This window comes from Gemella sp. oral taxon 928, from assembly GCF_001553915.1.
GTDB lineage: Bacteria > Bacillota > Bacilli > Staphylococcales > Gemellaceae > Gemella > Gemella massiliensis.
In genome coordinates this window covers 138,966-164,733 of the sequence record NZ_CP014233.1, presented here as the reverse complement: position 1 = coordinate 164,733, position 25,768 = coordinate 138,966, and the positions used below count along the sequence as shown (strand labels likewise).

18 protein-coding genes, 1 tRNA gene and 3 rRNA genes are annotated in these 25,768 nt (G+C 34.0%); 19 read left to right on the top strand and 3 right to left on the bottom strand.

Going from position 1 to position 25,768, the window contains the following annotated elements:
- The first annotated feature begins 62 nt into the window (after positions 1 to 62).
- From AXE85_RS00715 to rrf, 5 genes are all read left to right on the top strand, one after another.
- Positions 63 to 1,103 carry a LacI family DNA-binding transcriptional regulator gene (locus AXE85_RS00715; RefSeq protein WP_062172064.1) on the top strand — a complete coding sequence of 347 codons (1,041 nt, stop codon included), beginning with the start codon at positions 63 to 65 and terminating at the stop codon, positions 1,101 to 1,103.
- Between the two features lie 457 nt (positions 1,104 to 1,560).
- Positions 1,561 to 1,634 (top strand) — tRNA-Gly (locus AXE85_RS00710).
- A gap of 118 nt (positions 1,635 to 1,752) precedes the next feature.
- Positions 1,753 to 3,308, top strand: a 16S ribosomal RNA gene (locus tag AXE85_RS00705).
- A gap of 213 nt (positions 3,309 to 3,521) precedes the next feature.
- Positions 3,522 to 6,402 (top strand): 23S ribosomal RNA (locus tag AXE85_RS00700).
- Between the two features lie 72 nt (positions 6,403 to 6,474).
- A 5S ribosomal RNA gene (gene rrf / locus AXE85_RS00695) occupies positions 6,475 to 6,589 on the top strand.
- The 16S, 23S and 5S rRNA genes sit together here with 1 tRNA gene alongside, the layout of an rRNA operon.
- 131 nt (positions 6,590 to 6,720) lie before the next feature.
- On the opposite strand, the gene nagB is transcribed toward rrf, so the two are convergent.
- Both nagB and nagA read right to left on the bottom strand, forming a co-directional pair.
- Positions 6,721 to 7,440, bottom strand: a complete 720-nt coding sequence (gene nagB, locus AXE85_RS00690; protein WP_062172059.1) for a glucosamine-6-phosphate deaminase — start codon at positions 7,438 to 7,440, stop codon at positions 6,721 to 6,723.
- A gap of 4 nt (positions 7,441 to 7,444) precedes the next feature.
- Positions 7,445 to 8,599 (bottom strand): N-acetylglucosamine-6-phosphate deacetylase, encoded by a 1,155-nt coding sequence (nagA, locus tag AXE85_RS00685; RefSeq protein WP_062172057.1) that lies wholly within the window; start codon positions 8,597 to 8,599, stop codon positions 7,445 to 7,447.
- A 217-nt stretch (positions 8,600 to 8,816) separates the two neighbouring features.
- Between nagA and AXE85_RS00680 the strand changes: the two genes are divergently transcribed.
- The 11 genes from AXE85_RS00680 to AXE85_RS00630 all read left to right on the top strand — a co-directional run bounded on the left by AXE85_RS00680 (position 8,817) and on the right by AXE85_RS00630 (position 20,694).
- The gene (locus tag AXE85_RS00680; protein ID WP_062172055.1) at positions 8,817 to 9,425 is read left to right on the top strand and encodes a S1 RNA-binding domain-containing protein; all 609 of its coding nucleotides are present in this window, start codon (positions 8,817 to 8,819) and stop codon (positions 9,423 to 9,425) included.
- Positions 9,415 to 10,731 (top strand): tRNA lysidine(34) synthetase TilS, encoded by a 1,317-nt coding sequence (tilS, locus tag AXE85_RS00675; RefSeq protein ID WP_062172051.1) that lies wholly within the window; start codon positions 9,415 to 9,417, stop codon positions 10,729 to 10,731. The genes AXE85_RS00680 and tilS overlap by 11 nt, the downstream gene beginning before the upstream one ends.
- Positions 10,732 to 10,735: 4 nt before the next feature.
- A complete protein-coding gene (gene hpt, locus AXE85_RS00670) occupies positions 10,736 to 11,284 on the top strand; it encodes a hypoxanthine phosphoribosyltransferase (protein WP_062172046.1) in 549 nt (182 codons plus the stop codon).
- 143 nt (positions 11,285 to 11,427) lie between these two features.
- Entirely contained in the window at positions 11,428 to 13,407 is a 1,980-nt protein-coding gene (gene ftsH / locus AXE85_RS00665) for an ATP-dependent zinc metalloprotease FtsH (RefSeq protein ID WP_062172040.1), read from the top strand.
- 286 nt (positions 13,408 to 13,693) lie between these two features.
- Positions 13,694 to 14,512 (top strand): diadenylate cyclase CdaA, encoded by an 819-nt coding sequence (cdaA, locus tag AXE85_RS00660; protein WP_062172032.1) that lies wholly within the window; start codon positions 13,694 to 13,696, stop codon positions 14,510 to 14,512.
- An 11-nt stretch (positions 14,513 to 14,523) separates the two neighbouring features.
- Positions 14,524 to 15,483 (top strand): CdaR family protein, encoded by a 960-nt coding sequence (locus tag AXE85_RS00655; protein WP_062172028.1) that lies wholly within the window; start codon positions 14,524 to 14,526, stop codon positions 15,481 to 15,483.
- Between the two features lie 6 nt (positions 15,484 to 15,489).
- The gene (locus tag AXE85_RS00650; protein ID WP_062172025.1) at positions 15,490 to 15,744 is read left to right on the top strand and encodes a hypothetical protein; all 255 of its coding nucleotides are present in this window, start codon (positions 15,490 to 15,492) and stop codon (positions 15,742 to 15,744) included.
- A 298-nt stretch (positions 15,745 to 16,042) separates the two neighbouring features.
- Positions 16,043 to 17,914, top strand: a complete 1,872-nt coding sequence (locus tag AXE85_RS00645) for a polysaccharide biosynthesis protein (RefSeq protein WP_062172022.1) — start codon at positions 16,043 to 16,045, stop codon at positions 17,912 to 17,914.
- A 341-nt stretch (positions 17,915 to 18,255) separates the two neighbouring features.
- The gene (locus tag AXE85_RS00640) at positions 18,256 to 18,819 is read left to right on the top strand and encodes a hypothetical protein (protein ID WP_062172020.1); all 564 of its coding nucleotides are present in this window, start codon (positions 18,256 to 18,258) and stop codon (positions 18,817 to 18,819) included.
- Positions 18,820 to 18,990: 171 nt separating this feature from the next.
- Positions 18,991 to 19,455, top strand: a complete 465-nt coding sequence (locus tag AXE85_RS00635; RefSeq protein ID WP_072520280.1) for a hypothetical protein — start codon at positions 18,991 to 18,993, stop codon at positions 19,453 to 19,455.
- 99 nt (positions 19,456 to 19,554) lie between these two features.
- Positions 19,555 to 20,694 carry a tRNA(Met) cytidine acetate ligase gene (locus AXE85_RS00630; RefSeq protein WP_231723785.1) on the top strand — a complete coding sequence of 380 codons (1,140 nt, stop codon included), beginning with the start codon at positions 19,555 to 19,557 and terminating at the stop codon, positions 20,692 to 20,694.
- A 121-nt stretch (positions 20,695 to 20,815) separates the two neighbouring features.
- Here the strand turns inward: AXE85_RS00630 and AXE85_RS00625 are convergent, their stop codons facing one another.
- Positions 20,816 to 21,379: a flavodoxin family protein gene (locus AXE85_RS00625; protein WP_062172014.1), complete on the bottom strand. Its 564-nt coding sequence runs from the start codon at positions 21,377 to 21,379 to the stop codon at positions 20,816 to 20,818.
- 173 nt (positions 21,380 to 21,552) lie between these two features.
- Here AXE85_RS00625 and AXE85_RS00620 point away from each other — a divergent pair, with 173 nt between their 5' ends.
- The 3 genes from AXE85_RS00620 (at position 21,553) to AXE85_RS00610 (ending at position 25,756) form a co-directional block, all read left to right on the top strand.
- The gene (locus AXE85_RS00620; protein ID WP_062172010.1) at positions 21,553 to 22,605 is read left to right on the top strand and encodes a Tle-like phospholipase domain-containing protein; all 1,053 of its coding nucleotides are present in this window, start codon (positions 21,553 to 21,555) and stop codon (positions 22,603 to 22,605) included.
- Between the two features lie 497 nt (positions 22,606 to 23,102).
- Entirely contained in the window at positions 23,103 to 23,804 is a 702-nt protein-coding gene (yycF, locus tag AXE85_RS00615) for a response regulator YycF (protein WP_062172007.1), read from the top strand.
- On the top strand, positions 23,804 to 25,756 hold the full coding sequence (locus tag AXE85_RS00610) for an ATP-binding protein (RefSeq protein WP_062172003.1): 1,953 nt from the start codon (positions 23,804 to 23,806) through the stop codon (positions 25,754 to 25,756). The genes yycF and AXE85_RS00610 overlap by 1 nt, the downstream gene beginning before the upstream one ends.
- Positions 25,757 to 25,768 lie beyond the last annotated feature (12 nt).

Here is a 25,768-nt window from a genome sequence, read left to right as displayed (position 1 = left end):
TAAATGCTTTTATTTATGAACTTTTAGTTGCTTTTAATAAAAAAATGTAAAGGAGATTTATAATGACAATAACGATTTATGATGTAGCGAAAGAAGCAAAAGTATCTATGGCAACAGTTTCACGTGTTGTAAATAACAATCCTAATGTTAAAGAAGATACAAGATTACGTGTTCAAGAAGTAATTAAAAAATTAAGATATACTCCTAATGCGGTAGCAAGAGGATTGGCCAGTAAAAAAACAACTACAATAGGTATAGTTTTACCTGATATAGCAGATCTTTCCTCTGCAGAAATAGTTAGTGGAATAGAGTCTGTAGCTAATATGTATAAATACAATATAATTTTGGCGAATTCTTGCGATGATAAAGAAATAGAAAAAAGCATATTTAATTCGTTTGTAAGTAAACAAGTAGATGGGATTATTTATTTAGGACATTCTTTATCAGATAGTTCAAAAAATTATTTGCACGATACTCAAATACCGGTAGTATTGGCAGGAAATATAGGTTTAGACTCTGAGTTTTATTCAGTTAATATAAATTATGAAAAAGCTGCATATGAAGTGACAAAAGAATTTATAGAAAAAGGCTCTAAAAATATTTCTATAGTAATAAATAAATACGAATCGCAAAAAGCACAGAGAATTATAAAAGGGTACAAAGAAGCACTTGCTGATTGTAAAGTAGAATTTAAATCTAATTTAATAGTAGATGGTTATAAAACGTATAAAGATAGTAATCAAATATTTAAAACTATACGTAATATAAATGCGGAAGTGGTTATAACCATGTTTGATGAAGTAGCATTATCAATAATGCATCAAGCTTTAGATACCGGGGTTAATATTCCTAATGAATTGGAAATAATTTCATTTGAAAATACTAAGTTGTTGGATATGACAAGACCTAAAATTTCTTCAATATTTCAACCAATCTTTGACGTAGGTGCTGTATCAATGCGTATTTTGACAAAAGTAATTGATGTAGAAAAAGCTAAAAGAAAAGGTGAGCCGTACGAAAAAGAAGATCTGGAAGAATTAGAAGCACACGATAATGAAATGTACTTACCTTACAGAATAATTCATAGACAAACTACAAAATAATTAAAGATAAACTCAAGAGTTGATAAAAAAACTAAGATTTAATTTATTAGACACAGCAGTTTGTCAGCATTAAATTTTATTTTGTTAGATTTGCGAAAATTTTTAAATACATGAAAAATAGTAAGGGTGAGATCTTAAAAAATTTAGGTAAGAACAATTACGATTTTTAAGAATCTCCCCTTTTTCTATATCTATTTTCAAAAAAAGGTATTGACATAATATAACGGTAGTGATAAAATAGTAAAAGTCTTCATAAAGAAGAAAACGAACAATAATTAAAAATAAAGTGATAATTGTTAAGTTTTTAAAAAAGAACTTGACAATTAATGAAAACTATAGTAGAATGGAAAACGTCTTCAAAAAAAGAAATTTTTTAAGGATGATATTAAAAAATACTTGACAAATTATTGTTTATAAAGTATAATTGTAAAGGTGTTTTTACACAAATAGTAAATATGCGGGTGTAGTTTAGTGGTAAAACCTCAGTCTTCCAAACTGATGTTGTGAGTTCGATTCTCATCACCCGCTCCATATTATTTTGAACATTGAAAACTAAACGAATTAAGTCAACGTAATTCCAAAAAAGGACAGTTCAAAAAGGAACTATAAAACTTTAAAAAGAGCTAAATCAAGCAAACAAATAAGAAAATATTTGGAGAGTTTGATCCTGGCTCAGGACGAACGCTGGCGGCGTGCCTAATACATGCAAGTCGAGCGAAGAATTATTGGTGCTTGCACCGATAATTCTTAGCGGCGAACGGGTGAGTAACACGTAAAGAACCTGCCTTATAGACCGGGATAACTATGGGAAACTGTAGCTAATACCGGATAACAGTATTTTCCGCATGGGAGATATTTAAAAGTCGGTCATGCTGACACTATAAGATGGCTTTGCGGAGCATTAGCTAGTTGGTGGGATAAAAGCCTACCAAGGCGACGATGCATAGCCGACCTGAGAGGGTGAACGGCCACATTGGGACTGAGACACGGCCCAAACTCCTACGGGAGGCAGCAGTAGGGAATCTTCCGCAATGGACGAAAGTCTGACGGAGCAACGCCGCGTGAGTGAAGAAGGATTTCGGTTCGTAAAGCTCTGTTGTTAGGGAAGAAAGGTTGTGTAGTAACTATACACAAAACAGACGGTACCTAACCAGAAAGCCACGGCTAACTACGTGCCAGCAGCCGCGGTAATACGTAGGTGGCAAGCGTTGTCCGGAATTATTGGGCGTAAAGCGCGCGCAGGTGGTTTAGAAAGTCTGATGTGAAAGCTCACGGCTCAACCGTGGAAGGTCATTGGAAACTGATAAACTTGAGTGCAGGAGAGAAAAGTGGAATTCCTAGTGTAGCGGTGAAATGCGTAGAGATTAGGAGGAACACCAGTGGCGAAGGCGGCTTTTTGGCCTGCAACTGACACTGAGGCGCGAAAGCGTGGGGAGCAAACAGGATTAGATACCCTGGTAGTCCACGCCGTAAACGATGAGTGCTAAGTGTTGGTCTCAAAAGAGATCAGTGCTGCAGCAAACGCATTAAGCACTCCGCCTGGGGAGTACGACCGCAAGGTTGAAACTCAAAGGAATTGACGGGGACCCGCACAAGCGGTGGAGCATGTGGTTTAATTCGAAGCAACGCGAAGAACCTTACCAAGTCTTGACATACTGTGAGGGCGTGAGAGATCACGTTGTTTGTCTCTTTGAGACAACACAGATACAGGTGGTGCATGGTTGTCGTCAGCTCGTGTCGTGAGATGTTGGGTTAAGTCCCGCAACGAGCGCAACCCTTATATCTAGTTGCCAGCAGTAAGATGGGGACTCTAGATAGACTGCCAGTGACAAACTGGAGGAAGGTGGGGATGACGTCAAATCATCATGCCCCTTATGACTTGGGCTACACACGTGCTACAATGGATAGGGACAAAGAGAAGCGAGCTTGTAAAAGTAAGCCAATCTCATAAAACTATTCTCAGTTCGGATTGTAGTCTGCAACTCGACTACATGAAGCTGGAATCGCTAGTAATCGCGAATCAGAATGTCGCGGTGAATACGTTCCCGGGTCTTGTACACACCGCCCGTCACACCACGAGAGTTTGTAACACCTGAAGACGGTGACCTAACCGAAAGGGAGGAGCCGGTCACGGTGGGACAGATGATTGGGGTGAAGTCGTAACAAGGTAGCCGTATCGGAAGGTGCGGCTGGATCACCTCCTTTCTAAGGAAAAAAGGATATGTTGGGGAATTCGTTTAGTTTTGAGTGTTCAAGTAATACTCAAGCACAATGAAAACTGAATACAAATATTAGATCAAAAAATTTCTAGAAAAGAAAACAGATTTACAAAACCGAGAAACAGAAGAATAAGGTAAGTAAGAAAAACTTATTCACAAAAAGAGTTCAAGGAAGAAAACGAAGCAAAAAGCTACACACGATTAAGTAGAAAAGAGCGCACGGAGGATGCCTTGGCACTAGGAGCCGAAGAAGGACGTGACAAACGACGAAACGCTACGGGGAGCAGTAAGTAAGCAAAGATCCGTAGATATCCGAATGGGGGAACCCACCGCAAATAAAAAGGCGGTACGCAAAAGCGAGGTAACGCAGGGAACGGAAACATCTAAGTACCTGCAGGAAGAGAAAGAAAAATCGATTTCCCAAGTAGCGGCGAGCGAAAAGGAAGAAGCCCAAACCGATATGCATGCATATAGGGGTAGAAGGACTCTCAAGAAATTGTATTACGAAGTATAGTAGAAGCACTTGGAAAAGTGAGCCGAAGAAGGTAAAAGACCTGTATACGAAATGCTAAGTAAGCAAGAGAGAGCACCTGAGTACGACGGAACACGAGGAATTCCGTCGGAAGCGACCAGGACCATCTGGTAAGGCTAAATACTACCTAGTGACCGATAGTGAACCAGTACCGTGAGGGAAAGGTGAAAAGAACCCCGGGAGGGGAGTGAAAAAGAACCTGAAACCGTGTGCTTACAAGTAGTCAGAGCCCTTAGGGGTGATGGCGTGCCTTTTGTAGAATGAACCGGCGAGTTACTATATCATGCAAGGTTAAGTGGAAGACACGGAGCCGAAGCGAAAGCGAGTCTTAATAGGGCGAGATAGTATGATGGAGTAGACCCGAAACCAAGTGATCTACCCATGTCCAGGTTGAAGTTTAGGTAACACTGAATGGAGGACCGAACCAGGACACGTTGAAAAGTGTTTGGATGAGGTGTGGGTAGCGGAGAAATTCCAATCGAACTTGGAAATAGCTGGTTCTCTCCGAAATAGCTTTAGGGCTAGCCTCGTTAAAGAGTTTACCGGAGGTAGAGCACTGTTTGGACTAGGGGCCCATCCCGGGTTACCGAATTCAGACAAACTCCGAATGCCGGATAAATATAAACGGGAGTCAGACTGCGGGTGATAAGGTTCGTAGTCGAAAGGGAAACAGCCCAGACCGCCAGCTAAGGTCCCAAATTGTATGTTAAGTGGAAAAGGATGTGATGATGCACAGACAACCAGGATGTTGGCTTAGAAGCAGCCACCATTTAAAGAGTGCGTAATAGCTCACTGGTCGAGTGACATCGCGCCGAAAATGTACCGGGGCTAAACATACAACCGAAGCTGCGGATATAACAGATGTTATATGGTAGGAGAGCGTTCTAACGTCGTAGAAGTTAAGCCGAGAGGCGAAGTGGAGAAGTTAGAAGTGAGAATGCCGGTGTAAGTAGCGAAAGATAGGTGAGAATCCTATCCACCGAAAGACTAAGGTTTCCAGAGGAAGGCTCGTCCGCTCTGGGTAAGTCGGGACCTAAGGTGAAGCCGACAGGTGAAGCCGATGGACAACAGGTAGAAATTCCTGTACCACCGAATATCGATTGAGAGAAGTGGGGACAGAGGAGGCTAATTGAGTGCCCTGATGGAATAGGGCGCCTAAGCGCAAAGGTTAAGTAGTAGGCAAAACCGCTACTTATAAGACTGAAGCGTGATGGGGAGCGAAAAAAAGTAGCGAAGTCAATGAAGCCAAACTCTCAAGAAAAGCCGCTATCGAGATAAGAGGTGCCCGTACCGCAAACCGACACAGGTAGTTGGGAAGAGAATTCTAAGGTGAGCGAGAGAACCATCGTTAAGGAACTCGGCAAAATGACCCCGTAACCTCGGGAGAAGGGGTGCCTACGAGAGTAGGCCGCAGTGAATAGGCCCAAGCGACTGTTTAACAAAAACACAGGTCTCTGCAAAACCGAAAGGTGAAGTATAGGGGCTGACGCCTGCCCGGTGCTGGAAGGTTAAGAGGATTGCTTAGCGCAAGCGAAGGTAAGAATTGAAGCCCCAGTAAACGGCGGCCGTAACTATAACGGTCCTAAGGTAGCGAAATTCCTTGTCGGGTAAGTTCCGACCCGCACGAAAGGCGTAACGATTTGGGCACTGTCTCAACGATGGACTCGGTGAAATCATAGTACCTGTGAAGATGCAGGTTACCCGCGACAGGACGGAAAGACCCCATGGAGCTTTACTGTAGCTTGATATTGAATTTTGATGCAGAATGTACAGGATAGGTAGGAGCCAAAGAGGCATGCACGCCAGTGTATGAGGAGGCGATGTTGGGATACTACCCTTTGTGTATTGGAATTCTAACCCACGGAATAGAAAACCGGGAGACAGTGTCAGGTGGGCAGTTTGACTGGGGCGGTCGCCTCCTAAAGAGTAACGGAGGCGTTCAAAGGTTCCCTCAGAATGGTTGGAAATCATTTGGAGAGTGTAAAGGCACAAGGGAGCTTGACTGTGAGAGAGACAACTCGAGCAGGTGCGAAAGCAGGACTTAGTGATCCGGTGGTACCGAATGGAAGGGCCATCGCTCAACGGATAAAAGCTACCCTGGGGATAACAGGCTTATCTCCCCCAAGAGTCCACATCGACGGGGAGGTTTGGCACCTCGATGTCGGCTCATCGCATCCTGGGGCTGAAGTCGGTCCCAAGGGTTGGGCTGTTCGCCCATTAAAGCGGTACGCGAGCTGGGTTCAGAACGTCGTGAGACAGTTCGGTCCCTATCCGTCGTGGGCGTAGGAAATTTGAGAGGAGCTGTCCTTAGTACGAGAGGACCGGGATGGACATAACAATGGTGTACCAGTTGTCACGCCAGTGGCATAGCTGGGTAGCTAAATATGGAAGGGATAAGAGCTGAAAGCATCTAAGCATGAAGCCCCCCTCGAGATGAGATTTCCCACAAAGGTAAGACCCCTTGAAGACGACAAGGAGAATAGGTTAGGAGTGTAAGTGTGGTAACACATTAAGCTGACTAAAACTAATAGGTCGAGGACTTAATCAGAGAGTAGAAGCAGAGAAGTAAAGAAGTTGACAAAAGGAGAGGAATTGATATAATATGAGTATAAAGTTTTCGTCTGGTGGCGATAGCAAAGAGGACACACCTGTACCCATACCGAACACAGAAGTTAAGCTCTTTAGCGTCGAGAGTAGTTGGGTTTACGCCCTGCGAGGCTAGATCGTTGCCAGGCTTTTGTTTTAACTCCCGTTTGGGAGTTTTTATTTTTTAACGAAAATAAAAAAACGAAAGAATAATATATAAAATTTTTAACATAATATAAGAGCAATTAAACAAAAAGATTGTTTAATTGCTCCTGTTTTTTTATTTATAATCTGCTTCTTTATCAACAAAAACATAAACACTAGGGTGTTTTTTTAAAATAGTACAAGGGATATTCTCATCTATTAAATTGCCGGAAGTAAGATATTTAATAGCTTCTTTTTTCTCTTCACCGAAAGCTAGAAGAATAATATGTTTAGCACGCATAATATCATTAATGCCCATAGTAACAGCTTGTTTAGGAACTAAATCTATATTATTATCGAAAAATCGTGAATTTGCTTTAATAGTTTCTTCTTTTAAGTCTACAATATGAACTCCGGTTTCAAAAGAAGTACCCGGTTCATTAAAACCGATATGTCCGTTAGAGCCGACACCTAATATTTGTACATCGATAATGGTATCGTTTAGTTCATTCTGATAATCATCAACAGCCTGTTTTAAATTTTTTGCACCGGCATTGGGAATATGGGTATTATTTTTGTTAATATCAATATGATTGAATAAATTTGTTTCCATAAATTTGTGGTAACTTTCAGGATGATCATAATTAATACCAACGTATTCATCTAAGTTGTATGATTTTATATTTTTGTAACTGAAATTTCCTTTTTTAAAATCTTCAATCATTTCACGGTAAAGATCAATAGGAGTGGATCCGGTAGCAAGTCCCAAAGTAGAATTTTTATTAATAAGTTGTTTCAATATTTCATAAGCCTTTTTAGAGGCTTCTTTTTTTGTTTCAAAAACTAAATATTTCATATTATTATTCTCCTATTTTATTACTATAAGCAAGTTTTCCTCGGGTAAAGGTATTGAGTATTTCATAATCAGAATTTATAACTACAAAATCAGCATCATAGCCAACTTTTAATTTTCCTTTTTTATCACCGAAACCAAGCATTTCCGCAGGATTTTTAGTACATGAATTTATGGCTGAATCTATTGGAACCAACGCTTCTTCAATTAAAATTCTTAAACCGTCAATAACTCGTAAGGTTGAACCGGCTAAACGTCCATCATCACGATGAGCACTACCATCTTCGTAAATTTCCATATTCTCACCACCGAAAACATAAGAGCCACGACCACAGCCTTTTGCACACAATGAATCGGTAATCATAATAGCATGATCACGACCTTTGGCATTAAAATAAGTGTTTAGAGCATCGGTTGTTGAATGAATACCATCACAAATAATTTCTCCGTAAGCGTCTTTAGCACGTAATGCGAAGCCGACCTGTCCGCCGTCACGATGATGAAAACCAACCATACCGTTAAATACATGAGTTTGAGAAGTAGCACCATTGGCAAAAGCTAAATAACTTTCTTTATAGTTGGCAGCCGAATGACCGAGACTAACTTTAATGTTTTGACTTGCCAAGTATTTGGTAAGTTTGTAATCGATGTCCTTTTCACAAGCTATAGTAATAAGTTTTATAAGATTATTACTAGCCTGTTGAAATTTTTTAAATTGTTCAACACTTGGAGTTTGAATACATTTTAGAGGTTGAGCACCTCTTTTTTCAGCATCAAGATAAGGACCTTCAAAGTGAATACCAAGTATTTCGGCACCATCGTAACCTGCTTCATAAATATTAGCAATATTTTTTACAGCTTTTAATAGAACTTCTTCTGTTTGGGTAATAGTCGTTGGTAAAAAGGAAGTTACTCCCTCGCTCGGTATATTTTTAGTCCAATTACGTAAACCGTCTTCTGTTGCATCGTTTGTATCATAGCCATAGGCACCATGAGTATGAATATCTATAAATCCCGGCAAGATACGATTGTTTTCAAAATCATAATCGACGGTATTGAAATGATTATAATCATAGATGGAAATTATTTTTCCTTCTTTTATTTCAAGTGTTAACGGTAAAAATTGACTATTAGACCATACTTTTTTACTACGTATTAGCATATAAAACAAACTCCTTTTAATATTTTAAAATTTAATGTGTTAAATTTCTGTTATCTTAATGGTAACACAGAAAGAGTAGTTTTGTAAAGTAGGAAAAAATTAAATAAAAATCTAATTTTAAAAGAAAAACTATATTATTATTTACCTTAGTTGTTGGATATTTTTTCTTGTGATATAATGATGAATAAAGTTGTATTGAGTAAAGCGTGGTGTTTTTATGGAAAAAGATATTATAGGAAAAGAAATTTCCGGAAAAATTGTAAAAGTTGAAAACTATGGCTTGTTTGTTGAGTTTGATAACAATCAAGGATTTTTACCAAAGCAAAATATGAATATTGGGAAAAAGAAAAAATTGATTGATGTTTTTTCTTTTGGTTTTATTGTTAAAGCAAGGGTGATAAATTTAAAAAAAGATTGCTATATTCTCAGTCAAAAGGATAAAATAAATGACGAAAAGAATGTGGAGAAAAAAGCACCTTTTAAAAAAGAAAAAGTAAAAAAGAAAAAAATAAAAAAAGAGAAGATATATAATATAGAAAAAGAAGAAATAAATCAAGAACCTAAAATTGAAAAAACCAAAATAACAGATTTGCATAAACTGAAATATTTAGGTAATATGAAAATATCTGTTAAAAAAGGAAAAAAAGCTATAATAGAGTTAACACAAGAAAAAGAAGAGAAGCAAGAATTTTTAGAAATTCCCGAAGGTTTTTTAGAAAAAATAATAACGACAACAGAATCAAAAATAAAAAAATTTGAAAATATAAAGCAAGAATTGTTAGAAAAAGGTTGTTTAGATAGTAGAGGACAAAGTGATGAATTTTAATATTTTGTGGGACAAAAAAGAGAAGATAGCATTAGCGCTTTCCGGTGGTGTAGATTCTATTGTTTTGTTTCATCTTTTGGTGACAAAATATAAAAATAGCTATAAAGAACTTGTAGTTTTCCATATTAACCATGGGTTAAGGAGTGAATCTTTTGAAGAGGCGAACTTCGTTGAGAAATTTGTGGGCAGTTATGATGTGAAATTTTATAAAAAAGAATTAAATATGAAAACAGTTGTTAAAAAATCACATATTTCTGAGGAAATGTTGGCACGTGAGCTAAGATATAAAGCATTTAAAGAAATGGCAAAAATGGAAAAAATTGATAAAATTTTAACAGCTCATCATAAAAACGATAGAGTTGAAAATATTTTAATGAGATTGCTAAGTGGGCGAAGTATTGATTACAACCTTTCAATAGAAAGTAAGACAATAATAAACGGTTTAAATATTTGTAGACCGCTCTTAGATACTTTAAAAGAAGAATTGGAAAAATATGCCGTAAGTGAGAGATTAACATATTATACTGATAAAACAAATTTCGATACCGAATATACAAGAAACAACATTCGCCATAATATAGTTCCTCTGTTAAACGGCATTAATAATGCCAGTTTTGATAATCTTATTAATTTTTCGGAGTATTATTTCAATGTGAATACTATTCTAAAAGAGTATATCTTAAAAAGAAAAGATACTTACATAAAAGAAAGTTCAAAAAATTTTGTAGAGCTTGATAAAGAAAAATTACTTTTATTAAAAAGAGAAGAAATATTTTTTATTTTTAAAGAGATTTTTATAGATAATTTTTGTGTTTATGACATCAAACAACGAACTTTGTTTAAGATAATAGAAGATTTAAAACAAAGGGGAGGCAATAAAAGTTATGATGTGAAAAATAATTTTAAAATAGTAGTAGAATATGATAGTATATATATTCATAAAATTGTGAAAAAGTGTTATAATGGTAAAATAGAATTAATTATAGATAAAATTGAAGATAATAAAGAGTATGAATTTTATCAAAATAAGTTTCTAATATCAACAAATACCGAAGGTGCAGAGCTTGGATTTAATAAAGAAGATTTACCACTTATTATTACAACAAGGCGTCAAGGAGATGTAGTAAAGAGAGGCAATATTAATAAGAAATTGTCAAGATTATTTATTGATGAAAAGATTCCGGCAAGCTTGCGTGATGAGTTGGCGGTTGTAAGGAGTGGAAATAGTATTTTGGGAGTTTTAGGTATCGGTACTAAGGTTAACAAAAATATAAAATATGACTATTACATAAAAACGAAAGGATAAAGCAGTGGAAAATTTAAAGCAGGATATAGAAAAAATTCTATTTAGTCATGAGAAAATCGTAAATGCTTCCAAAAGAATAGCAAAGCAGATAGAAGAAGATTATAAGGACAAAGAGCCGGTGCTTTTATGCACATTAAAAGGTGCGTTACCTTTTATGGCAGAGGTTATGAAACATATTGATATACACGTTGTAACTGATTTTATAGATGTTTCAAGCTATCATGGCGGAACTTGTTCATCAGGATCAATAAAAATTAATAAAGATGTAGCTATGGACGTTAAAGATAAAGATGTCATTATAATTGAGGATATTGTTGATACAGGCAGAACGTTAAAATGCCTTATTGAATATTTAAAAGAACTTGGCGTGAACAGTGTAACCTGTGCATCTTTAGTAGATAAACCGGAAGCACGTATTGTTGAAGTACAAGCGGACTATATTGGAATAGAATCTCCAAACGCATTTTTAGTAGGTTTCGGATTAGATTATGAAGAAAAATATCGTAATCTTCCATATATCGGGGTGCTGAAAAAAGAAATTTACACCAAGTAGATTAGGTATTATTAAAAACTGAAAAAAAGAAAAGAAATTTTTAGTCAAAAATAGTCAAAACTTTAATTAGATTTAAAGTACATTGTGTTAAAATGAATTACTTTTAGAAAATTAGGATAATAGTAGGAGGTAAAGTTTTTCTTATGAATAATAGAAAAAGGCAGAATCCTTTTCTTGGTATTCTAGCTTTAATAGTTATTGCTATTGGAGTATTTGCTTATTGGCAGCAAGATTTACCGGGGACAACAGAGAAAATAGATTATGCTAAACTTGTCCAAAATATTAATGATGATAAAATTAAGGATATTAGTTTGCAACAAAAAGACGAAAATTACAATGTTAAAGGAACATTAAAAGACGGTAATAAAAACTTTGAAACGGTAGTACCGGCAAGTGACAGTAAAGTAAGAGAACAAATCAACGATAAGGCAAAAGAAGGAAAACTTAGCGTTGTTGAATATAAACCGGCAGAGAAAACGGGTGTAATTCTTCAATTTTTAGGAAATATAATACCGTTTATTTTAATGATGGGATTATTGGTATTCTTTATGTCGCAAATGCAAGGCGGCGGTGGCGGAAAAATGATGAATTTCCAAAAATCGAAAGCTAAAAAAATCGATGGAGATGAAGCAAAAATCACTTTTGCCGATGTTGCCGGAGCTGATGAAGAAAAACAAGAACTGGCAGAAATGGTTGAATTTTTAAAAGATCATCGCAAATTTACCAAAATGGGTGCTAAAATACCTAAAGGTGTTTTATTAGAGGGCCCTCCGGGAACAGGTAAAACACTTCTTGCACGTGCTGTGGCAGGGGAAGCAAAAGTTCCATTCTTCTCAATCTCGGGTTCTGATTTTGTTGAGATGTTTGTCGGGGTTGGTGCGAGCCGTGTTCGAGATTTGTTTAAAGAAGCAGAAAAAAGTGCTCCATGTATTATCTTTATTGATGAAATAGATGCCGTAGGTCGTAAGCGTGGAAGCGGAGTCGGTGGCGGTAATGATGAAAGAGAACAAACGTTAAACCAACTTCTTGTAGAAATGGACGGATTTAACGGCGACAAAGGTATAATCGTTATTGCGGCTACTAACCGTGCCGATGTTCTTGACAGTGCGTTAAGAAGACCGGGACGATTCGACAGACAAATTAAAGTATCAACACCTGATGTAAAAGGTCGTGAGGCAATCTTAAAAGTTCACGCTAAAGGAAAACCGTTGGCAGAAGATGTTGAATTAAGAAGTCTTGCACAAAAAACTCCGGGATTTTCCGGAGCGGATCTTGCAAATATCTTAAACGAAGCGGCTTTACTTGCAGCACGAGAAAATAAAAAAGCTATTGAAAAAGAAGATTTAGACGAGGCAATGGACAGAGTTATTGGTGGGCCTGCTAAACGCAGTAGAGTCTATACTCCAAAAGAAAAACGTTTAGTAGCATATCATGAAGCAGGACATGCAATCGTCGGAATGGTTTTAGACAGTGCCGATAAAGTGCAAAAAGTTACTATTATCCCACGTGGTGATGCCGGTGGTTACAATTTAATGATACCGGAAGAAGAAAAATACTTCCAAACAAGAACGGATCTAATCGATAAAATTTGTGGATTGTTGGGAGGACGTGCCGCTGAGCAAATCTTCTTTAATGAAGTATCAACCGGTGCTCATAATGACTTCGAACGTGTTACGGCAATTGCTCGTGCAATGGTAACGGAGTACGGTATGAGTGATGCTGTAGGACCGATGCAAGCACCGTTTCATGATCCGTACAGCGGACGTCAATTATCAAGTATCGGTAATTATTCGGAAGATATGTTGAAAGAAATTGATGGAGAAGTACGAAAAATAATTAATGAATGTTATACAAAAGTGCTTCATATTATAGAAACTCATAGAGAACAACTGGAGTTAATAGCTCAAACATTGGTGAAAGTGGAAACAATTGACAGAAAAGAAATCGTTGCTTTATACCAATTCGGTAAAATGCCGAAAGAACTTAGCGAAGAAGAAGCTGAGCAATTAGATAGAATAGTCAATAAAAAATATTATGAAGAACAAGCTCGTTTGGAAAAAGAAAAACAGCAAGAAGAAATAATTGATGTTTCTGCAACTGAAAATATAATAGATAATGAATAAGAAATTTCCCCATAAAGACGTATCTTTGTGGGGATTTTTGGTTGTACAATAAATATGTGATATGGGAAAAATACATACCGATATTTGATAAAGAACCGATTTTTTTAATCTGTTCTTTGCAGTAAAGAAAATTTTAAAATAAGTTTATATGATACAGAAGAAAAAAGAAAAAAACTACAGCATAACCTTTTTATTTATGTTATAATAAAAAGTGGATTGTTATGGGTATTTAATATTAATAAAAAATATTTGTAACAAAGAATATTAAAAAGAAAGGAGCTTTGAAATGATAGCTGATTATTTATCAAATATAGGAACTTTGACACTTATTATTCACCTGCTTGATATATTATTGGTTTGGGTAGTAGTTTATAAATTGCTGACACTGTTAAAAGGAACACGTGGTATGCAACTTGTTAAAGGTATTTTAATCGTTATTGGATTAAAAATATTTTTTAGCTTTATAGGCTTTACAACAATGACTTATATATTTGACCAAGTGGTAACATGGGGAGTTCTTGGTATAATGATTATATTCCAACCGGAGTTAAGACGGGCGTTGGAGTATATCGGTCGAGTTCAGCTATCTAATATCCTTAACCTTAATATTAAAAAAGAAAAAGATAATAAAGCTGATATTATAAGTTCCATCGTCGAAACGACACGTCATATGTCACGTAGAAGAATAGGAGCTTTGTTAGTTTTGGAAAATTATACCGGTCTGGATGAGTATGTTGAAAGCGGGATAATAATCAATGCAACTGTTAGCAATGAACTTATTATTAATATTTTTATCCCTAATACACCTCTTCATGACGGTGCGATGATTTTAAATAAAGATAAAATTCGTGCGGCGAGTTGCGTTCTTCCTTTGTCGGATAATAGAAGTATTGCCAGCAGTTATGGAACAAGACATAGAGCGGCGTTAGGACTTTCGGAATTAACCGATGCTATTGTCGTTGTTGTGTCGGAGGAAACGGGAAAAATTTCTGTTTGTCAAAACGGTATTTTAACGACAGACTTTAAATCCGACGAACTTTCAAAATATTTAACAGAAAATTGGCTTACTCAAAAAGATAATCTCCTTAGAGATAAATTAAAATAGGGGGTGATATTGTGAGACTAAAAGAAAATAACCAATTAAAATTAATATCATTTTTGATAGCGGTACTACTTTTTATTTCGGTAAATGAAAATTTCAAAAATATTTCCGTTATCGGAAATAATGACAACATAGCGGCTGCTTGGATAACAGATGTACCGTTGGAAGCTGATTATGATAGGGATAAACTTTATGTAGTAGGAATACCGAATACGGTGTCTGTAAAATTAAGCGGGCCTCCATCAAAAGTACAAAAAGAAAGTATTGCTAAAAATTTCAAGGTGAAACTTAATTTAAAAAATGCCCAAATCGGCGATGATCAGAAAGTTAAGTTGGAAGTGGAAGGATTGGAAAAAGGGCTGGAGGCTACCGTTGAGCCTAGCAGTATTACTATTTCCATTCGAGAAAAAGTAACACGTGAATTTAAAGTCACTCCGATAGTTAAAAAAGAAAGGTTATTGCTCGGTTTTGAAATTGATAAACTAAGTTTAAATAATGATACGGTAAAAATTTCCGGAGATATAGACAGTATTAATAGAATTAAAGAAGTACGGGCAGAAAGTGCTACAAAAACTAAAATTAACAAAAATACACGAGAAGAGGCTAAAATTGTCGCTTATGACAGTGATTACAACAAGATAGAAGATATTCAAATAGAAACGGAATCAACTGTAATGACAATTGATCTTAAAAAAATAGAAAAAGAAGTACCGTTACTTGTTAATAAAGTGGGGGAACTTTCTTCAGATTACGAATTGGTATCCATAACACCGGATTCAACAAAGGTAACCGTAAGAGCGGAAACACAAGAAGAGCTTGATAAAATATCAGCGATGTATGTTGATGTTGATTTGAGTGATGTTAAAGAGGAAACCGAAGAACGTAGTAATTTAAAAATTTATCCGAAAGAAGATGTAAAAACCGCTACTGATACTCCAATAGTAAAAGTAACAATTAAGGTAAGGAGAAAATAGAGGTTTATGGTAGATAAAAAACTAATATTTTTAGCTATAAGTATGTTGATTACTGTAGTTGCCTTAGTTATTATAATAGGCACGACGTTTATTGATAACGAAAAAATGAAAAATATCCTTATTGCAGTAGGTTTTGTTATTCTAATTGTTCAAAAAATTGTTGAGATAATAGTAATAAAAGAAACTCGAAAAGTGAGCTTCGTTATCTTAGGAGTAATAATTATTGCGGCGGCTTACTTAGGATATAGGTTAACTTTATAAAAAGTATATTGGTAATATTTTAAGATAAAAAAGGGATGGCTAACTGAAGACGGCGCAAAAATCATAATTTTTTAAAGTAGGATTTTGTTAAGTCATCCCTCAAGTTTAACAAGGACAAAAAATTTCATAAAACAAATTTGAATACAGGTAGGTTGCTGTTGCTAAATTAATATAAAAACTTTTAAAAGGATAGATTGTGAAAAAGTTGGTTGTAGGTGTTTATATCGCTACTAACCATTGCCGGGATATTTGTAAAATAATATATTTTTTTATTGAATTATTATATTAGGAGTTGAACATGAGAAAATTATTTTCATCAAAATTATATATATATCATCGTTTTAAATTAATAATGATGATAGACTTGTTTATAGTAGCACTTGGTACTTTAGCCTCTATTTTTTTAGGGCGAAATTCTTACCCGCTGGAGATGTTGGAAAATCATGGTGTAAGTATTTTAGAGTTTGTAGTGCTGTCACTTTTTATTTACGGAATATTATTTAAAATATTCGGTATTAACAAGTCTTTATGGTCTTATCTTGGAGTTACCGAGATAGTTAATATTTGTACTTCAATATTGATTGCAGATTTATTTTGCGGTGTGTTGTATCAGTTTATGTTACCTGACACATTTTCTAATGTAAGATTTGTTATTTTTGCTCCATTACTTATTGTTGCGGGGATAATGTTTATTAGAATGTTATACAGAGCATTAAGAGAACGTGAAAATAATATTCATGGAAAAAATGCCTATAAAAATACATTAATCATAGGAGCGGGAGATGCCGGTTATATTCTTTTAAAAGAACTTTCTAAAAACAATGTTTTTAAAGCCAATGTTATCGGACTTATTGATGATAATAGAAAAAATTCAATTATCAGCGGTGTAAATGTTTTAGGAACAACCTATGATTTGTTAAAAATTATACCTAAGCATGAAGTAGAACAGGTATTTTTAGCGATACCGTCTATTTCTACCAAGGATAAAAATAGAATATTAAATATTTTAAAAGAAGCGGATGTTCAAGTTAAGGTAATGGGTTCGGGCATTGCACTTGAAGAAGGCGAAAGCATTTCAAAACATCTTAAAGACGTGTCGATAGAAGACCTTTTAGGACGTGGAGAAGTTAAACTTTCGCAAGGAGAAGTTCAGTCATATATAAAAGGAAAAAGTGTCCTTGTAACAGGCGCAGGCGGTTCTATCGGTAGTCAAATCGCAAGAGAAGTGTTTAAGTTTAAACCGAAGCAATTGGTCTTGGTTGATATAAATGAAAATTCTCTATATATGTTGGAGCGTGATTTGGATTTTGAAAAATCTCACGCTAAAGAATACGAACAGGTAAATTATATCTCTGAGATAGTGAGCATTAGAGAAAAAGCCGCTTTAAAAGAGGTGTTTGAGAAATACAAGCCTGATGTTGTTTTTCATGCGGCTGCTCATAAACATGTGCCGTTAATGGAAAGACGCCCGCAAGAAGCTATAAAAAATAATGTTTTCGGTACGAAAAATGTTATGGATGTTGCTATTGAATATGAAGTTGAACGTTTTATAATGATTTCTACAGATAAGGCGGTTAATCCGACCAACGCTATGGGAGCTTCAAAACGTTTAACGGAAATTATTTTACAGTCTAAAGGTGCTAAATACAAAACTAAATTCGCAGCGGTTAGATTTGGAAATGTTCTAGGTTCAAACGGTTCGGTTATTCCTATTTTTAAGGAGCAGATAAAAAAAGGTGGACCTGTAACGATTACTCATAAAAACATAATTCGTTATTTTATGACAATACCGGAAGCCTCACAACTCGTTTTACAAGCCGGATACTATGCCAGTAGCGGAGAAATTTTCCTACTTGATATGGGTGAGCCTGTGAAAATTATAGATCTTGCTACAAATTTGATAAAACTTTCAGGGTTGGAGCCGTATAAAGATATAGATATAGAAGAAATAGGTTTACGCCCCGGTGAGAAAATGTACGAAGAGTTATCACTTGATTACGAAAATAGTGAAAAAACTGATAATAAAATGATTTATAAAAATACAACATTGGATATAGATATTGCTACTTTAGATGAACAATTAGAAAAACTTCGCACGATGTTAAGTAATTCTACGAGTGAAGATATTAGGAAATATTTGTTTGAAGTAATAGGTAAGTATAATAGTTAACAAGCTGATAATAATACAAAATATGTAGAAAATAATGCGAATAATCAACAAAAAATATTAGAGTTAAAATAAAGGCAATTTCTGTTAGGGTAACGCCATATTAATAAAATTTGCTATTGATAATTAGAGTAGCGGTTTACTGAGTTGGGAACTTACTTTAAAGAACTTTTTAAAATCAATGAACCGTGTCGGAGCGACCTTATAAAGTCGCTCCTTTTTTCCATTAATGGAGATTTGGAAAAACCGGAATAAAAGGAAACGTTTACTCTAAATCGCCTATAGAAATTTTTTTAAAAGAGTATTATAATAATAAATAGTAAAAAAAGAAGGACTGATTTAATATGAAAGATAATAAATTACTAAAAACATTATGGGGAATAGTGATTGCTGTATTTTTATGCAGTGCATTATTTATAGGGATAAGTTATTTTTCCAGTGGTGACAAAGAGCCGAAAAAAGATAATGAATCCGGTTTTGTAAAAAAAGATAGTGAAGATAATAAAGATAATGAAGAAAACGTAGATGATAAAAAGTCTGATGACGATAAAACAGAGGAAGAAAAAGGGGAAGAAGAAAATAATTCTTCAGACAACAAAGACGAAACTTCAGATAATAAAAACAATTCATCATCAAATAATAAAAAAAATGAAATTAACATAAAAAATAATAGTCAAAGAAAAGATACCGATCAAGATAAGAAACAAGATAATAAAGAACAAACCGGTTCTTCAGATAACTCGCAAAAACCGTCTTCACGAACCTTTAAAACTTCAGAAGAAGCCCATAAATATGCAAATGAAGAGATGGATAAATTAATTAAGAAAAATAAAACAGGTTATACTTACAAAATTGTTCAGGATCCAAAAGGGGAAAGAACGGTAGTTTTTATACCAAATAAAAAATAGTTTAAAAGTTAATCACCGATAAAAAAGATATTCAAAAGGTAGAGAATATTATAAATTCTTTACCTAAGGGTATCTTTTTGGTTATAAGGGAAAAACTTCGCAAAAAATAGCTAACGGTGGTATAATTAGGGGGTGAATATTTATAAAGTTTAATAAAAAGGACTGATGGATATGAAAAATAATAATTTATTAAAAATACTATGGGGAATGGTGTTTGTAATATTTTTATCAAGTGCACTTTTTCTAGGATATAGTTACTTTTTTGGAAAAAGTTCTACAAAAGAGAAAGATAAAACATCACAAACCAATACTACCAAAAAGGTAGAAAAAGAAGAAAAACAAAATTCAAATACGACAGATTCGGCTCAAAGTTCAACAGAAAATAAAACAAAAAACCAAGATCAAAAAAACAGTTATGAATATGACGGTAAAAAATTATCTCATAGTGCCGGACTTGGGAATACAGGAAAGGTATTTAATTCACAAAAAGAGGCTATGGAATATGGAAATCAAGAGATTGCAAGGTTAATAGAAAAAGATAAAAAACCTCGACAATTTTCAATCAGCAGAGTAACCTCAGAAGATGGTAAGTTAGTTGGTTGGACAGTCGATATATTTGAAAGTAATAATGGATAAAGGTGACGAAAGTTACCTTTATTTTTCTAAAGTTAGGGTAGTCATCTATATAACTGTAAAAAAATTATTAAAATTATAACTGATAAAAGGGACGATAAAATGAGTATTAGAGTAGGTATTATAGCGGAATTTAATCCGTTTCATAATGGACATAAATATTTAATAGAGCAAGCAAAAAAATATATAAAAAATCACGGTGGAGGAGAAATAGTTTGTGTAATAAGTGAGTATTTTACTCAACGAGGAGAAGCGGCAATAGTAGACGGTTATACCCGTGCTGAAGAAGCGGTAAAAAACGGTTGCGATATGGTAGTTGCACTACCTTACGTAGCGAGCGTTTCTTTTGGAGATGACTTTGCTGAAAAAAGTGTGGAAATTCTTACCAAGATGGGAATTACTCATTTAATATTCGGAACAGAAGAAATAAATATGGAAAAATTTTCCACATTGTATAATAAACAACAAGGAAAAGATATTAAATTAAAATATAAAGAATTATTAAAACAGGGTTATAGCCACGCAAAAATAAATAGTTTATTGTTTGATATTGATACAAATGTTCCAAATTTTATTCTGGCTTACAGTTATTACAAAGCGTTAAAAAAACAAGCTCCTAATGTGAAACTAATACCTATAAAACGACAAGGTCAAAGTTTAAACAACTCAAACTTGGAAAAAACAAGATTTCTCAGTGCTACCGCCTTAAGGACAAATATTTATAAAAAAGAGATAGAAAACTATCTTCCTGCCGAAATGCTGGAAAAACTTCGCAATAAAAAAAATATCTACTTGGAAGATTTTTATTCCTTTATAACCTATCAAATAAATATTTTAGGAAAAATCGGTTTAAGTAATATTTACGATGTTAATGAGGGATTGGAAAATAGAATATTTAATGCAGCACGAATATCGAAAACTTATAAGGATTTGGTAGAAAATATAGCGACAAAAAGATACAGTAATAAAAAAATACAACGAAACCTGCTTCATATACTGACTAATACAACAAAGGAAGACTATAAAAAGTATTTTGGAACAAAAGCGTTTAGAGTGCTGGCGGTAAAAAAAGAAAAAACTCATTTAATAAAAGAAATAAATAATAAAAAAGAAATAATGTTGGTTACAGTTTTAAATAGTAAAAATGCTCAATATTTTGAACATGATATAAAAGTTTCGAGGTTGTATAACTTGGTAGCCGGGGACAAAGATATATTTAAAGAACCTGTTGTTATTATTTAGCAACAGGTTTAATAAGTTTAATTAGGACGTTTTTCTAAAGGTAAAAATCCTAATAGAAATGCTTATAGGTATTTAGACACAGTGTTTATTTATTTGAGAATTTACTTTGGAAATAAAATTATTAAACATTAAGCGGTGATTTTTCAAGAGTTATATCTTTTAAAAGCGTGCTGAAACAATCTTGTGCATCTTTTAAATCTTGAGCATCAGGGTGTGTTTTAGACTCATTAACCATCTCCACTAAGTCCGGCGTTACTTTATGAATAAAGTTAGGATCTTTCCATGTTAAAATTCTAAAGACAATCATTACCTTCGGGTCTATTTTCCCTTGGCAAATAAATGTTTTATGAATGCGGTTATTACGCTCTTTCATAAATTCAATATAGTTGTTTATCGAATCATCGGCGTGGTAATGCTCACGAGGAACACCGCAGGTTAAAAATATTGCTACATCTTTGTTGTGAATTTCTTGAATATCAATAAAATGCTGCATATTTTTATTAGCATTTGTTTTATCCGTCCAAGCACCGAGTATATAAAAATCGTACTCTTTATTCATTTTTTTCTTGTGTTTTTTTATATCAATTAAATCAACGTCCCCTAGATTTTTTATATCTTCGTAAATAGCTTCAGCTACTTTTCTTGTGTTTTTTGTTTTGCTAGAGTAAGCAAGTAAAATTTTCATAAATCTAACCTCCGTTTAAGCTGTTATTAAACATCTGATATTATTATAACAAAAAATAATTTTATTTTAAATAGGTAGATGAAAATAATTATCACTTATTGGCAACGGTTATAGTGTTAAAAATATAATAAGTGTGATAGAATACTATTGATTAGTAAATTAGGAGAAAAAAAGTGGCAAAAGAACTAGAAGTAACCAGCTATGCTTCGTTTATTGTATATCGAATAGAAGCTATGGACAGAATTAACACACCTAAAAGAGTAATAAAGGAATTTATAGAATTGCAAAAAATAGTAGGTAAGTTTCCGAAAGAGTTGGAATATTTACACAGCTTTTATGATAAAAATACCGGTAGCAGCGGAGCATTATTTAAAAATATTGATAAAGATAATTATGTTTTATCTTTCACCGGAACGAATTTTTATTTTGATAGAGAAAAAGACTTATACGCTGATATAGTAGGGATTTGTCTAGGGCAAGGAGAACATTATTTAGTTTGTTATAAATTTTATAAAAAAATGGAGAAAAAATATGGTGAAAATATTATTCTCACCGGTCATTCCCTTGGTGGAAATATCGCTCAACGTGTTGCTTTGGAGTATAATGTTGCAGAAACGATTGTTTATAACGCCGCACCGTTGTATCTAATCGGAGGAATAGATATTTTTATGAACAAAAATGCAGATACTGAATTATATCAAGGAAGGTTATCGAGATACAAAAGAGTTGTCAACAGAATAGAGAAAAAGAAACAGTTATTTACGGGTGATGTAAAAAGGATAGTTTCTGAGCAAGATGTATTTACCCGTATAGCGGAGCTTTTAAATATCGGTTATTATATTGGAGAAGAATATATTATTAAAGAGGCGGGTATGCACGGTATAAAAAATTTTCTCGGAGAACGTCAACTTACTTTAAAAGAATTACTTATAGAAGATATTAAGGAAGAAAATCTTTCTACAGAATATAAAGAATTCAGCCTCGCTGAGATTAATATGCTTAAATATTTTTCAGAAGACAAATTATCTTATCTGGAGAATCAACTAACGGGCATGTTGATGAGTGAAACGGTAATGTGTAATCTCAATAAAAATCCATACCATGTTGATTTTAGATACTTCTTAACAAATGTTTTAGAGAAAATAACAGAAACAAAAAATATTAATAATGAAGATGTGGAAAAACAAGAAGTTTTACTATTAGATAAAAAATTAAAAAATAATTAATTTAGAAAAATAAGATTACCGAATTTATTAAGTTTCAATCTGTTTTTAAGTTAACTTTTGATATAGAAAGCAATCGATTTAATATTAAATACTGAAAAAATATTAAAAAAATGATATAATGTAGGTAATTCTATGTGTAATTATTATGAAAAGTATATATTTATATACAAAATATTATTTTTTGCTGATTTTATAGTGGTGTGGCAACCTTAAGAACTAACTGCTACGCAGTTTTCTTAAGGTTCACCTAAGCTTATAATCTCAGGTGAAGCCAGTATTCCACCACTAAGAACAGCAACGAACTTAATAGCAATGTTTGTAGTGGTAATAGTAAAATGCTAAAAGCATTTTACTTGGAGAATTTTAGACCTTGGCTAAAATTCTAGCCGAAAAATCCACCTACGTAGTAGGTTAGTTGTAGGCGTCCATACCACTACTAACCATTGCTGGAATATTTGTAAAATAATATATACTTTCTGTAACAAGGAGGAAATTAAATGGTTGAATATAAAATTTTGGTTGTTGATGACGAAGAACCAATTGCAAAAATTTTAGATTTTAATTTAAAAAAAGAAGGCTATGAGGTAATAGTAGCTAATGACGGAGAAAAAGCGGTAGAGCTTGCTTTTAGTGAAAATCCGGATTTAATACTGTTAGATTTAATGCTACCTAAAAAAGACGGCATGGAAGTATGCCGGGAAGTTCGTGCCCAAAAAAACATTCCGATTATTATGTTAACGGCAAAAAATACTGAAATTGATAAAGTATTGGGACTTGAGTTCGGAGCGGATGATTATGTTACTAAACCATTCTCAACTCGAGAACTTATGGCACGTGTTAAGGTAAATTTACGCCGAGTTACTAAAAACCAAGAAGAAAAAGAAGAAAAAGCCAACGATAATTTAGTTGTTAAAAATATTGTCATCTATCCGGAAGCATATGTTATTAAAAAAAATGGTCAAGAAGTTGATTTAACACGAAGAGAATTTGATTTATTTTATTATTTGGCACAACATCGTGGACAAGTGTTAACACGTGAAAATCTGCTTCAAACCGTTTGGGGTTATGATTATTTCGGTGATGTAAGAACTGTCGATGTAACTGTCAGACGATTGCGTGAAAAAGTAGAAGATGACTCGTCGCAACCGGAGTATATTATGACAAGGCGTGGTGTCGGATATTTTATAGGTGAAGAATAATGAATTTCTTTAATAAAAAAATAAAGAAAAGATTTTTTTCATCAATTAGAATAAAGTTTGTTATAGTGTATGTGCTTGTTAATATTATTTCTTTACAACTAATAGGTTTATTTTTTACAACACAGTTGAGAAATACAAATATTAACACCTTTGAACAAAATATAATAGAACAGGAAAAGGTTCTTAATTATCATATAAGAGAAGAGTTGGATAAAGATAACGCCTCAAAAAAAGGTAACGGAGAAAAACGTGAATCGGTATCGCTGGAAGAAACTCAACGTAATCAAAATAATCCGCAAAACTCACTGCAAATTGACAGTAAAAGCGGTGTAGCTAAATTAATAAGTGAGTTTAATACCCAAAAACTGTTATTAGTTAACGTTATCGACAAAAATACAAAAATATTGGCTTCATCGTCTAAAAACGGGAACAGTGATTACTTCGGAAAAAGATCTTTTGATCCGCTGGTAAGCCAAGTGCTAAAAACCGGTGAGAGTGCAAAAAGAATTCAAACAGATGCCAACACCAATAAGCGTGTTTGGATGTATGTAAGCCCGATAAAAAAAGATAATCAAGTAATAGGTGTCATTTCATTAATGGCAGATATAGAAAGTGTTTATCAAGAAGTAACGGGCATTTCTAAAATATTTATTGTCGGAACTGTTTTATCTATTTTAATAACAACAATAATAGGGCTTTTAGCGTCAAAAACGGTCACAAGCTCTATTGAGAAGATGAGCTCACAGGTTAAAAAAATGGCTTCCGGAAATTACGGTACGGTTGTCGGAATAAATACCAATGATGAAATTGGAGATTTGGCAAAAGTGTTTAACCAAATTTCCAAAAGAATAAAAGAAGAACAAGATGTAACCGAAACGGAAAAAAGAAAACTTGCAACGATTATCAGCAGTATGATAGACGGTGTAATAACTACGGATAACAACGGGAAAATTATTCTTATTAATACAAGTGCTGAAACAATGATCGGAACAAAAGATAATGAGATATTTATCGGAGAAGATGCTCTTAAAGTTTTAAATATAACAGAATATGAAACTATAGGAGAAATAATAGAAGCGGAAGACAGCTTATTGGTTAATATTACTAATAATGAGGGTGAAAATCTTTTGATTCGTGTGGAATTTTCAGAAGTAGTGAAAGAAGAAACGGAAGATTTAACTCAAATGTCGACAGAACTTGAAGGGTATATTATTGTATTATATGATGTAACCGATCAGGAACGTCAGGAAAAAGAACGACGAGAATTTGTATCGACCGTATCCCACGAACTTAGAACACCGCTAACAACGATGAATAGCTATATTGAGGCATTAGAAGAAGGTGTAATGGCTGATAAAGAATTAGCACCGGTGTTTATTGATACAATTCATAAAGAAATCAATCGTATGATAAGAATGGTTAACGAACTTATGCAGCTCGGTAAAATGGATATTCAAGAAGAACATTACGAAAAAGAGTTTATTGATATTAATAAAATGATTGAGCAGATAGTTGGTCGTTTTGAACTAACTCATCCGGAGAAAAACTTTATTAGACACATACCGAAATCTCCTATATTTGTAGAAGGAGATCAGGATAAACTTACGCAAGTATTTGATAATATTATAAATAATGCCGTAAAATATTCTCCAAATGGGAAAAACATTACAATAAGAGTTCGTCAAAATTATAATCATAATAGGGTAAGTATATCAATAAAAGATGAAGGCGTCGGAATACCGCTTGTTCATATTGATAAAATTTTCAATAGATTTTATCGTGTTGATAAAAGCAGACAACGTAGTATGGGCGGAACCGGTTTAGGTTTAGCACTTGCAAAAACAATAGTAGATGCACACAAAGGAAGAATTTGGGCTCAAAGTAGAGAAGGATACGGTAGCATTATTTTTGTAACGCTACCTTGTGAAAAAATAGAAGATGAGTGGCTGTAGGGAGTGAATGCT

Coding starts and splice junctions, on each gene's coding strand:
- AXE85_RS00715 (WP_062172064.1), top strand. CDS start 63: ATGACAATAACGATTTATGATGTAGCGAAAGAAGCAAAAGTATCTATG.
- nagB (WP_062172059.1), bottom strand. CDS start 7,440: ATGAAATATTTAGTTTTTGAAACAAAAAAAGAAGCCTCTAAAAAGGCT.
- nagA (WP_062172057.1), bottom strand. CDS start 8,599: ATGCTAATACGTAGTAAAAAAGTATGGTCTAATAGTCAATTTTTACCG.
- AXE85_RS00680 (WP_062172055.1), top strand. CDS start 8,817: ATGGAAAAAGATATTATAGGAAAAGAAATTTCCGGAAAAATTGTAAAA.
- tilS (WP_062172051.1), top strand. CDS start 9,415: ATGAATTTTAATATTTTGTGGGACAAAAAAGAGAAGATAGCATTAGCG.
- ftsH (WP_062172040.1), top strand. CDS start 11,428: ATGAATAATAGAAAAAGGCAGAATCCTTTTCTTGGTATTCTAGCTTTA.
- cdaA (WP_062172032.1), top strand. CDS start 13,694: ATGATAGCTGATTATTTATCAAATATAGGAACTTTGACACTTATTATT.
- AXE85_RS00650 (WP_062172025.1), top strand. CDS start 15,490: ATGGTAGATAAAAAACTAATATTTTTAGCTATAAGTATGTTGATTACT.
- AXE85_RS00645 (WP_062172022.1), top strand. CDS start 16,043: ATGAGAAAATTATTTTCATCAAAATTATATATATATCATCGTTTTAAA.
- AXE85_RS00640 (WP_062172020.1), top strand. CDS start 18,256: ATGAAAGATAATAAATTACTAAAAACATTATGGGGAATAGTGATTGCT.
- AXE85_RS00635 (WP_072520280.1), top strand. CDS start 18,991: ATGAAAAATAATAATTTATTAAAAATACTATGGGGAATGGTGTTTGTA.
- AXE85_RS00630 (WP_231723785.1), top strand. CDS start 19,555: ATGAGTATTAGAGTAGGTATTATAGCGGAATTTAATCCGTTTCATAAT.
- AXE85_RS00625 (WP_062172014.1), bottom strand. CDS start 21,379: ATGAAAATTTTACTTGCTTACTCTAGCAAAACAAAAAACACAAGAAAA.
- yycF (WP_062172007.1), top strand. CDS start 23,103: ATGGTTGAATATAAAATTTTGGTTGTTGATGACGAAGAACCAATTGCA.
- AXE85_RS00610 (WP_062172003.1), top strand. CDS start 23,804: ATGAATTTCTTTAATAAAAAAATAAAGAAAAGATTTTTTTCATCAATT.